The sequence below is a fragment of the uncultured Turicimonas sp. genome (genome assembly GCF_902477955.1).
Lineage (GTDB): Bacteria > Pseudomonadota > Gammaproteobacteria > Burkholderiales > Burkholderiaceae_F > Turicimonas.
The window spans coordinates 20,926-32,278 of the sequence record NZ_CABSJB010000030.1; the positions used below are offsets into that span (position 1 = coordinate 20,926).

At 43.9% G+C, this 11,353-nt stretch carries 10 protein-coding genes and 1 tRNA gene; 10 read left to right on the forward strand and 1 reads right to left on the reverse strand.

All coding sequences use genetic code 11. From position 1 onward, the window contains the following. Nucleotide 1 precedes the first annotated feature (1 nt). Complete coding sequence (locus RDK53_RS09120; protein ID WP_308514275.1) at nt 2-1,981, reverse strand: DNA topoisomerase IV subunit B; 1,980 nt, start codon at nt 1,979-1,981, stop codon at nt 2-4. A 104-nt stretch (nt 1,982-2,085) separates the two neighbouring features. On the opposite strand from RDK53_RS09120, the gene RDK53_RS09125 reads away from it, so the two are divergent. From RDK53_RS09125 to RDK53_RS09170, 10 genes are all read left to right on the forward strand, one after another. Next, nucleotides 2,086-2,160, forward strand: a tRNA-Arg gene (locus RDK53_RS09125). Between the two features lie 373 nt (nt 2,161-2,533). Next, complete coding sequence (locus RDK53_RS09130; RefSeq protein WP_308514276.1) at nt 2,534-3,922, forward strand: TolC family protein; 1,389 nt, start codon at nt 2,534-2,536, stop codon at nt 3,920-3,922. Between the two features lies 1 nt (nt 3,923). After that, nucleotides 3,924-4,985: an efflux RND transporter periplasmic adaptor subunit gene (locus RDK53_RS09135; RefSeq protein ID WP_308514278.1), complete on the forward strand. Its 1,062-nt coding sequence runs from the start codon at nt 3,924-3,926 to the stop codon at nt 4,983-4,985. Between the two features lie 6 nt (nt 4,986-4,991). Continuing rightward, nucleotides 4,992-6,224, forward strand: a complete 1,233-nt coding sequence (locus RDK53_RS09140; RefSeq protein ID WP_308514279.1) for an ABC transporter permease — start codon at nt 4,992-4,994, stop codon at nt 6,222-6,224. Continuing rightward, complete coding sequence (locus tag RDK53_RS09145) at nt 6,221-7,441, forward strand: ABC transporter permease (protein WP_308514280.1); 1,221 nt, start codon at nt 6,221-6,223, stop codon at nt 7,439-7,441. The genes RDK53_RS09140 and RDK53_RS09145 overlap by 4 nt, the downstream gene beginning before the upstream one ends. A 375-nt stretch (nt 7,442-7,816) precedes the next feature. After that, on the forward strand, nt 7,817-8,077 hold the full coding sequence (locus RDK53_RS09150; protein ID WP_308514281.1) for a hypothetical protein: 261 nt from the start codon (nt 7,817-7,819) through the stop codon (nt 8,075-8,077). Further along, nucleotides 8,070-8,348 carry a type II toxin-antitoxin system YafQ family toxin gene (locus tag RDK53_RS09155; RefSeq protein WP_308514282.1) on the forward strand — a complete coding sequence of 93 codons (279 nt, stop codon included), beginning with the start codon at nt 8,070-8,072 and terminating at the stop codon, nt 8,346-8,348. The genes RDK53_RS09150 and RDK53_RS09155 overlap by 8 nt, the downstream gene beginning before the upstream one ends. 308 nt (nt 8,349-8,656) lie before the next feature. Then, complete coding sequence (locus RDK53_RS09160) at nt 8,657-9,553, forward strand: hypothetical protein (RefSeq protein WP_308514283.1); 897 nt, start codon at nt 8,657-8,659, stop codon at nt 9,551-9,553. Nucleotides 9,554-9,597: 44 nt separating this feature from the next. Next, nucleotides 9,598-10,107: a hypothetical protein gene (locus RDK53_RS09165; RefSeq protein ID WP_308514284.1), complete on the forward strand. Its 510-nt coding sequence runs from the start codon at nt 9,598-9,600 to the stop codon at nt 10,105-10,107. Between the two features lie 299 nt (nt 10,108-10,406). Then, nucleotides 10,407-10,937 carry a hypothetical protein gene (locus RDK53_RS09170; RefSeq protein WP_308514285.1) on the forward strand — a complete coding sequence of 177 codons (531 nt, stop codon included), beginning with the start codon at nt 10,407-10,409 and terminating at the stop codon, nt 10,935-10,937. Nucleotides 10,938-11,353: the final 416 nt, after the last annotated feature.

Here is an 11,353-nt window from a genome sequence, read left to right on the forward strand (position 1 = left end):
ATTAGATATCCGGTTCAAATTGATCACCATGGCGTTCAATCCAGCGTCTTCTGGATTCAGCCTCTTTTGCTGCCATCAGAATATTCATGGCAGATGTTGTGAGCTCTCTGCTGATGCCACCCAGACTCAAGGGCAATAAGCGTCTTGTTTCAGGATCCAGGGAAGTTTCCTTGAGCTCTTTTTCGTTCATTTCGCCAAGACCTTTGAAGCGAGAAATTTCGATTTTGCTTTCAGGAACCTTTTCTTTCTTGAGCTTCTCTAAAGTCTTATTTAATTCTGCTTCGTCCAAGCAATAAATTCTTCTCTCTTTCTGTCTTCCAATCTTCGGAACGATGACCTTAAAGAGCGGAGAGACTGCGATATACACATGCCCTTCATCAATCAGCTTCGGGAAATGCTTATAGAAAAGAGCCGTCAGCAGCACTTCAATATGAGAGCCGTCAACGTCAGCATCGGCCATAAAGCAAATTTTGCCGTATCTTAGAGAAGACAAATTCGGATTATCGTCCGGACCGTGAGGATCTACTCCGATGGCCACTGAAATATCATGAATTTCTTTATTGCCGAAAAGAAGATTGCGATCCACTTCCCACGTATTTAAAACCTTTCCTCTTAAAGGCAAAATCGCTTGGAACTCTTTATCGCGAGCCTTCTTGGCCGAACCGCCGGCGGAATCACCTTCTACCAGGAATAGTTCGTTTCGAGAAATATCTTCACTCAAGCAATCAGTCAGTTTGCCGGGAAGAACGGCAACGGATGAGCCTTTTCTCTTAGCGACTTTCGTGACGGACTTTTGACGAACCTGAGCTTGTTTAATAACCAACTCAGCTAACTTCTTGCCGTCTTCAATGTGGCTGTTAAGCCAAAATTCCATTTGAGGACGAACGAAAGCAGAAACGAGCTTTAGTGCATCGCGGCTGATTAACTTTTCTTTAACCTGACCTTGGAATTGTGGATCCAAGACCTTAGCGTTCAATACAAAACTTGCACGCGTGAAAATATCGTCGCCGATAAGTTTTACGCCTTTCTGAGAGAGGCCATGCTGTTCGATAAACGACTTCAAGGCTTGAAAGATACCGTCCTTGAGGCCTGCTTCATGAGTTCCGCCCTGCGGGGTAGGAATCAAGTTAACGAAGCTTTCTCTTTCTAAGCGACCTTCTTCAGTCCATACCACCACCCAGCTGGCACCTTCACCGGCAGAGAAATTTTCATCATCGTCTGCAGCAAATCCTTCTGCTTCGAAGGGACGAATTTCAGGCGGCTGATCAAGCTGCTCTAAGAGGTATTCTCTTAAGCCGCCGTTATATTTCCAACGCTGGTGAATATCTTTTTCTTCGTTGTTGTAGACCACCTCACAGCCGGGAAGCAAAACCGCTTTACTTCTGAGCAGTCTGACCAAGGCTTCCGTGGGAATTTTTGCCGAATCAAAATATTTAGGGTTCGGCCAGCAACGCACTCTGGTTCCGGTTTCTTTCTTTAGTCGAGGAGATTTAACGCTGACAAGACTTTGAACGACGTATCCGTTTTCGAAAACTATCGTGCTTTCGAGTCCCTCACGCCAGACAGTAACTTCCAACTTGTCGGATAATGCATTAGTAACGGAAACACCGACGCCGTGCAAACCGCCGGAGAATGAGTATGCTCCGCCGCTGGTCTTATTGAATTTACCGCCGGCATGCAGGCGAGTAAAGACTACTTCGACTACCGAACATTTTTCTTCCGGGTGGATACCGATAGGAATTCCTCGGCCGTCATCTTCTACCGAAACCGAACCGTCAGCGTGCTGAGTCAAAATAATCTTAGTACCGAAACCGGCGAGCACTTCATCACTAGCGTTATCAATAACTTCCTGGATGATGTGCAGCGGATTGTCGGTTAAGGTATACATTCCCGGCCGCTGCTTTACCGGCTCAAGTCCCTTCAGAACTCTAATGGAAGACTCGGAATAATCTTGGTTTGTCTTATTAATTTCTTCTGCCATGCTTTAAAGGAAGTGGTTACGGTCAACTACTTTCGAACCCGTTATTTTACCTCCAAATCAAATTTACAGACGCCTAGAAATTCGGTTAGAATTGCGAGACTTGGCTCCCCATAGTTGAATGGATACAACGCGGTCCTCCTAAGACTGAAGTACAGGTTCGATTCCTGTTGGGGAGGCCATGACCCGTTGACACTCCGGGCTTATAAGAAAATCCAGAATCAAACTCTACAAAAAGCACCACTTACTCATCTGTGGATTTCTGCGCAGAATTTTTAAATCTTGAAAGCTTCTTTGAAGCTTCGAGATTTGTTATTAGGAGACTAGCAGCCTGATAGGAAAATCAACTTCTTGGGAAGAATACGTTTGACAAACTCTAAATGTCAAAAATTAGTCTTGCCAAATATTTAAAAGTTATTAATTTCTATCTATTTCCGCTAACTTCTTCTATTCCTCCGCCATTTATGGACTACGCCCAAAATCATCACGATTTCGTCATGGAAATGTAAAAAATGATATTATTTGCCCACTAGAGATTTCCCTTATATCCCTTAAATGCGTTGTTCATTATTAGCCATTTTGATTGCTGCTCTAATGCAGCCTGCATTTGCTGCCGACAGAACTGTCGTTACAGCCGGTTCTTTTGCCCAAGAGAAACTTCCCTTAAGTTTCCCAGTGGCAAGAACCTGGTTATATGAGAGAAGTGATAAGCTGAAAGCAAGCTCAGCCGCGGTACGAAGCAAAGAAGAAGCTCGAGAATCAATCAAGACTTTAGGCGGTCCAACTGTCAGTGTTCAGGCCGTTCAAATCGCCGGCCAAAAGAAAATCGATATTCATAAAGATATTTCTCTGCCTATGCTGGGCTCCATTCCTATCGGACTGGATGAAAAGTATTCATTAAACGGTCCTCGTGCCGCTGCAACGGCAACTTGGCCGATTTATACAGGCGGCAAAATCACCGCGGCCCAAGAAGCAAGCAAATATGCTGTAGATGAAGCTATTGCCAGTAAACATCTGACTTCCGAAGAACTTGATGCACAATTGGCGGGCTATTATTTCGGTCTCCAACTGGCGGTTTCTGTAGAAAAACTGCAGAAGGCCATGCTGGATCAACAAAATAAAGAACTTCAAAAAGCCTTGAAATTCGAAAAACAGGGCATGATCAGCAAAGTCGAGAGAATGTCAGTCCAGGTCTCTCGAGACAACACGCACCGCGAATACTTAAAAGCAAAAGATAATGTCAAAGTCGCCACGCTTCAGCTTTCCCGGCTTTTGAGAGATGAGCAGTTCGGTAAATTGACTACCCCGCTCTTTGTTCTTAAGGGTCCGATGAAGCCTCTTAAGTACTGGGTTGACACGGCTCTGGCTTCCAACCCTCAGCTAGCCGTTATTCAAGCTCAGGCGAATCAAGCTAACGAAGGCATTAAGGCAGCTAAAAGTGCATGGGCACCGCAAGTTTTTGCATTCGGTCAATATAACTTTATTAAGCATTACCAGACCTTAGTGGAACCGAATTGGATTGCCGGAGTTGGTGTTAATTTCACACTTTGGGACGCCAAAGACCGAAGAGCCTCAGTCAGAAGCGCGGAAGCCACTTTAGAACAAGCAGAAGCCGGCAAAGCCGAAGCAGTCAACGCTGTCAGAACAGCCATTGAAGTTGCTTGGCTGAAGACTCAAAATGCGATTGACCAATACAAGCTCAGTGCCTCTACCGTTACATTGGCCAGAGAAAATCTGCAGCTAAAAAATAAAGGTTTTGATGAGGGCTTAAATACAGCTCTTGATGTGACTGAGGCTCGTTCTCAGCTTCTTAAAGCTGAGGTAGGGCGCCGTCTCGCGGCCTTTGAATTTGTCTCAAATTATGCAATGCTTCATGCAATCGCCGGAAAAATGGCAGACTTTATGAATGCGGTAAACGACAAGAACGTTATAGTTGAGCAATAACATGACAGAACAAAACAAGAATAATACTTCCGCAGAAAATCCTTCCAACAACTTTCAGCAGGAGATAGAAACCGATGAAAAGAAATCTTTACGTTTCGGAACTATTCTTCTCCTTGTACTTTTAATTGCCCTAGTTACTTTTATTGTTTGGGGCATTTATCAAGCGGCCTTCCCGCCCAAACCTCCGCTTCAGGGCCAGATGGAATCCCGTACGGTCAGCGTCTCCTCTAAAGTTCCGGGCAGAGTTCAAAAAATACTTATTCAGGAAGGTGACTTTGTAACTGCCGGACAGCCTGTGGTTGAAATGCATCTCCCCGAACTAGAAGCCAAACTTGCGCAAGTAGAAGCTCAAGAGCGGGCTGCAAAACAAAAGCAAAGCCTTGTTGATGAAGGCGCAAGACCGCAAGAAAAAGAAGCCGCTAAGGCAGAATGGCAAAGAGCAGTTGCCGCCGAAGAGTTAGCTCGCAAGACTTACAACCGTATCGCCGCTTTATATAAAGACGGCTTAGTATCCGCTCAGCGCTACGACGAAGTTAAAACCAATTGGACGGCTGCGACTCAACAAGCATTAGCTGCTAAACAGCAATATGACATCGCTGAAATCGGTGCCCGTCAGCAAGAAAAGAATGCCGTTGCCGATTTAACTTCAGAAGCGGCAGCCGGAGTTGAACAAGTAAAGTCTTTGACAGAGAGTAAGACACTCTACTCTCCGATTGACGCACAAGTTGAGAAGATTATCTTCACTGACGGAGAATTAGCCGCAGCCGGCTATCCAATCGTTACTTTAGTTAACCTCAATGATCAGTATGCAACATTCAATATCCGTGAAGCGCAGATGCCGGGGATTGAAATCGGCAGAATTCTTCATGCGACCGTCCCTGCACTCGGTGATAAAGAGATTGACTATAAGATCTACTACATCAGTCCGCGAGCAAACTATGCCACATGGAGAAGTACACGCCAAGACTCCGGGTACGATATGAGAACGTTTGAGGTACGCGCTCGTCCTATGACAAAAGTGGACGGCCTACGTCCCGGCATGAGTGTTTTAGTCCAAAAGTAGCCGCTTATGCTCTCTCCTATTGCGTGGCTTAACGCCGTAACCCGCACCACTTTCCGGGAAATTAAGTGTCTTGTTAAAAATCCCGGAGAAGTGCTGGTGACGTTTGTTTTTCCTTTGGTCTGGATGCTTGTCGTCTGGGGACTGTTAGGAAGAGGCGTAATCGAACAGGTCCCCGTGGCTATGGTCGATAATGACAACACGAGCGTCTCACGCCAAGTTGCTTTGGAATTGTCTTCTATCCGCGCCATCAAACCTTTGGCCGTCAACACGCAAGCAGAAGCCTTGGAAGAACTTAAAAAGGGAACGGTTTACGGCATTATCTCCATTCCATTCGGCTACATGAAAGACACGCTTTCAGGCCGAGGCTCCTCTATTTCCGTTTATTTGGATGAGAACCGGTATGCCGTTGCCGGAGGCCTTCAGGGTGATGTCGCCGGCCTAATGTCGGCTCTCAAACTTCAGCAAACTGCAAAATCTTCGTTAGCAACCGGAATCGGGCCCGATGGCGCAAAACGTTTAGTTGAAGTAGTTCATTCCGATTTCTATGCTCTCGGAAACATGGGAATGAATTTCAATGCTTTCTTGGGAAGCAACTTAATCCCGGGCGTTTTGTTTCTTGGCTCGATGTTTTGCTTCGTGACTGCCATTATCAGAGAGGACTACCGCAAAACCATCAAGGACTGGCTGGATAATGCGGACAACAGTATTACCGCGGCTTTAGTTGGAAAACTTGCTCCTCATTACTTTATTTACTCTCTTATTATTCTTTGGTATCTGGCTTTGTTTGCCGGCCAAGGGGGATGGGCCCCAAGCGGTTCTCTATTTGTTTGGTTTGCTTCGGCTTTAATGTGCTTAGCGGCTTTCTTGGGGTCTGCCGTTCTTGTCTGCGCCATTGCTCCAACTTGGCGATTTGCATTGGTTGTGGCATCCGGTTATGCGGCTCCCGCCCTTCCGTTTACAGGCTTTTCAATTCCGATGGACTCTATGGGCCCGGTAGTTCAATTCTTTGCCAAGCTTCTTCCCCTTACCTGGTTTATCGAGGGACAATCTCAGCAATGGGTAATGGGTGCGAATGTCCGCGACATGGGCGAAATTTTTACCTGCTTAGGTCTGCTCATCATAATTCCGCTGATTTTCGGCATTCCTTTGCTGAAAAGAAAATATTTCCGCAAAGAAAAAAATCTCGAGGCAGATCCCGTCAGCCTTCTCTCAATTTTAAAAAAGAAGAGGTCCTCATGAAATCTTGCGGATGGACCGACTGTTTTGTAGAAACCGTTAAGGAGAGCCTTACCAACCTCTCCTGCTTTTCGTTCTTCTTAGTCGCGATTTTCTTCTATTCTTTTTACTACGCTTGGCCGTATACGGCTCAGCTTCCGGATCATATCTCCGCTGTGGTGGTTGATTTGGACAACTCTCCGGTTTCGAGAGAGCTCACCCGAGGTTTACAAGCCGTTTCCCAAATAGATGTAAAAGGCGTCACCAACAATCCTGAAACGGCTATTCGGGATTTAAAAAACGGAAAATTTACGACTCTGATCACCATCCCTAACGGCTTTATGAAAGACGCTATTACCGGCGTTCCCACAGCCTTGGAATTAGTTTCTAACGGAGCGTTTATTGTGAAGGCCCGCTCCTCTATAGCAGGGGCTGCGGGTCCCTTACAGGAGATAGCTTCTGCCGCAATTGCAGCGCAATTGATTAAACAGGGCGTGCCTATCAGCACGATTGCAGCAAGTGCAAATAAACCGCCTGCAGTGATATTTCAACCAATGTACAACACGGTCTCGGGATACTTGAACTTTGCGGTACCAATCGTATTCTGCATTATTTTCCAGACGGTAACTTTAGCCGGGGTAGGAACACTCATTAATGAATGGTTCTGCGCCAAGCAGATGCCCTTCCCTTTAGTTCGAGCCATACAAAGTCTTCCATATCTGTTTGCTCTTTATCTTCCGTTCTTCTGCATTCTGCTTTTCTGGACGCTGTTTCTTGAAGGAGCATCCTTTGCTTGGCACGGCATAAATTCGTTCCAGAATATTCCGGCAACATTAGCTGCCTGTGTCTTTTTATCCATGGCAGTGTGTGCTTTAGCATTAGTAGTAGCTTTTGCGTTTAAACGGACAAACTACGCCGTACAGGCCGTCGTTCTAACTTCTCTGCCCTGCGTATTTATTACCGGCGATTTGTTCCCGCTGCAAAACATTCCAAACTACATCAATATGATCGCCTTCTTTATTCCGTCCACGCCGGCAGTACATGCCATGCTGAGAGCATCACAAGCCGGTGCATCAATTGGGCAAATCATGCCTCACTTGCTCCACTTATTTGGCCTGGCTGTATTTTATTTGACCATTGCTTATTTAATTGCGAGAACCTACCGCAACGATTACCAAGTTATCAGCAGTCCCTATTCATTGAAAACCGTCAAAGAACAAACTGTTCTTTCGACCAAATAATTTAACTTACGGCGCTGAAATAATTAGGAGAAGACAGGTTGAAAACAAGCTCTTCGTACTTAAACTCCTTGTCCTCAATGATTTTTTTGTACAACAAAGCACCTTGCTGAAAGCAAACATCGCCACTACGAGAGAGGTATGAAAAAAGTTTAGGAATTGAGGCTATTTCTTCGGCATGTATCTGCCTTTTGCATATAACCGACTGTTTTTCATATAGTTTATTTTTTAGTTAATAGATAAAGAAAACAGGTGTCGACATTAAGGGAAAACGTTTACTTTTGGGATTTTAGTATAATTTTTGTTAACTAGTTAGAGGAGAAAAAGAACTGCTGAAGTAACGCTCGTTGGTATAATTCAGTTCCAGTAGGAGGAGTTATGAGTAAAGATATGACTATGCATTTTATGACAAGCGCGAGCTTTCCGTCTGTAGGAAAGCCGAGTGTCTGCACGCCTCCATTCCGTAAAGCCGCCTTTGGAACAAAACCTACTGGACTACAAAAAACTAAAACTCACGCCGTGCGCAAACATACCCCTAATAAGGAAACTAGGGAAACAATCGAAAAAGCTCTTCGAGGTGAAGATGTCTATGGTCCTTTTTCAACTGTAAAAGAACTGATGGCTTTTTTAGATGCTTAATATCTTTGCCACAGGTAAATTTAAAAAAGACTACAAGCTCGCTGGAAAACGCGGGCTTAATATTTCATTGCTGACGGAAGTTATAGAGAAGCTTCAACGTCAAGAACCACTAGAAGCAAAATACAAAGACCATGCATTGACCCCCAGCAAAGACTATATTAATTGTCGGGAGTGCCATATTCAACCTGACTGGCTTCTTGTTTACCGCATTGATAACAATGAATTAATGCTTGAACTTCTGCGCACTGGGTCGCATAGCGACTTGTTCTAAATTCTCGAACTCATTTCTAAAACTCTCTCAGCCCAGTTAGGCCCATTTATGACACCAAGGTTTTACTCATTGACCGAGGACGTTTTCAGGGAATAGGATGATTACCTTTTGTAACAAAAGTAAGACCCGGGGGTACTATGTGGGATGGCGTCAAAGATACTGCTGAACAGGGAAAACATAATGTCACAAATTTAGCAAACGGCGGAAGCTTCGGCCAGCTTGGAGACACTAAATACAGACCGGATTCCGGAACGCCCAGACAAGGAGGTACTCACCATAAAGACAAGTTGGACCTATACGACCACAACATGGGTAAACAAGTTAAATTCGACAAAGGCAAACTACATTCCACAGTTTCATCTCATGCTCAGGAAACATCGACTGGAAGTTCTATAACATTTGACAACTTGATTGAAGAGATAGGAGTGCTCTCCAATAGAGTGGACGGTATCCAAGGCCCCCTAATTGAGGGTCTACAGAATCTTGTAAGAAAGCATGAGACAGAAATTTCGTCTTGGAACAATAGATACGGAAAGCTTCAAGATACTATTTTGCTTTTGGAAGATTTTTTAAGAAATCCAGAAAAGTTTGAGCAATTAAAGAAGACTATTAGCGAGGCTCAATCTATTAATTACTCTCTAGAACTTACTGTAAATAGTATAAAAAGTCGGCTTGAACATCTACAAAGCGAAGTGGACGGGCTCTTCCCTGCAAGGATTGACTCTCACTTTGCCAAGATTGAGTTTTCTATTATGGAAACTGGTTGGGACATAGATGAAAATAAACGTAGAGTAGCCGAATTGGAAAGCTTGTTAGAAGAGACAAAACCCTTTAAACAAAAAATTAAAGACTTGGAATCAAAAGTTTCGTCAATTGAAAGCCTTGTTTCCGAAGAAATAAAAAGCTCTCGAGACGGCAAAAAGAATCTTCCCTCGCACATTTTTGTAAAAAATAAAACTCCCGATAAACTTTTCTCAGCACTAAATGAGCTTAATAACCACCGCAGAAAACTAGCCAAGTTGGAAGCCAAGTTAGAAATCCTTGAACCTAAAGTTATCTCTGCATACTCAAGGCTCGCCAGCAACGGTAATGAGCTAACGAAATTAATACATGAAATACCCGGAGACGACTCTAGCCGAATAATCCTTAACCGTCTTGCAGGAATCGAAAGAAGACTAACCTTACTGGAAGACTCAAAGAAATAAAGTGGAAGAACTTTTGCCCCCTTGGGCTTCAGAGAATAAAAAAAATGACGCCCCAAAGTAATTTACAACAGTACTCGTACGGTGATTCAACTTTGACGATTTCAAGGAAAGGTGAAACCGAGAACACTTCCCTCTACTTGGGAGAGTTTGTAGTCGGCTCGATTCGTGCCCGCGCGCGCCGACAAGCCATGCCCCCACTTCAGTTGAACACCCCCTTAGCCCGTTCTTGGGTTGGTACAAAAGAGAAGTTTCGCTTGCTTGGCCGGACAATCACAATACTTAATTTTGGAAGTAGGGAAAACCACGAAAAAGTTCGCTACGCAGTTTTTTTACTCAGAAACAACGTTCTCTACGTAAGGCTGTTTTATGACCAACTAGTAAAATTAAAACCAAAAGGACAGAAAAACAAGGGAAAAAAAGCATTCAAGAGATTTCTTAAAGAAAATAAGCCAAAGCGAAATAGTAACCCCTTCCCTCTTGCAAAAATTGTACCCAATAAAGGTAGCATCCAAATTCTTCAAGGCGGTGCACCAGGCTTGGGGAAGAGAAGTTGAATACTTTAAAATCAGCGCGGGAACAAAAAGAACGCCTAAGCAGAATAGCACATTCTCTGTCCTCAATTATTTTTTGTACTGCGAAGCACCTGGCCGAAAGCAAACTTCGCCGGGATGAGAGGAGTATGAAAAAGCTCAGGAATTGAGGCCCTTTCTCTGGCATTTATCTGCCTTTTTTATATAAGAGCTTGTTTTTCGTACAACTTAGTTTTTAGTAGATAGATGAAGCGAACGTGTGTAGACATTAAGGGAAAACGTTTATTTTTGAGACAATTTTGTTAACTAGTCAGGAGAAGGTCATGAATGATAAAACAATAATGGAGTTGAAGCTTTCTGCTCAATTCGTTGGGCAAAGCCAACAAAATATTTGTCCGTCCTTCCAGTTTATTCAAAATTTAATTGAGGTTAGTTCCAACCCTTCCTTAGAGTCTCTTACCGCTGAAGTTGAGGCTCTGGAAGTCAACAATAAACAACTCGAAGAACTGAGCCCTGTCATTGACATCGCAACCGATTTCGCTCGAACTGACCCAAAAGTCGGAGACCCAAAATTTGATAAGGACAAAAAATTTGTTGGCTCTTTAGATGCCCTTTCCGCACGCATCCAAAATCTTTATGCTTCTTTGGAAGATACACGTGAAAGAGTCCGTTCTACTAAAGCGCGAGAGTCTAGCATAGTCTCTCTTAATACTCGTTTAGCAAAAGTTGAGGCTAGCTTAAAAAGACTTTTCGATATAGTTCGAACTCTCACATTTCTTGTCACCTGCCATGATTCCGCAGTCGATGAGTCTATTAAAACAACCTCTAATCCTGTTTTAGCCCAATTTCTCTAATATGGAGACGCCTGTTTACCAAGTCTGCTTTTCTCCTGAGTTTGAAGAAAAGTTCAACTCCCTGCCTGCCGATATTCAGGCAGCCGCAGGAAAAGCCATCCAAAAACTTCTCCGTCAATTAGATTGCACCGTTATGCGAAGTGTTCTGCCGCCTTATTGGGCTTTCTATGCATTGTCTAATCACAGTTATCGGAATCATTCAGAAGAGAAGAAAATACTTTTACCTTGCTTGATCGGCACTCATAACAAATCGAAAAAAGAAACCGAAAGTAGTTTCGAAAAACCATCTCACGCCTTATCACCTTTAAAATCCTGAGGAATGCCGAAGGTAAAGAAAAGTTCCTCCAAAATCTTTCTGCCCGAGAATACTTTATTTTTTCAACGAGGCGTACAAGTCGAAATCATCCGAATCCTCG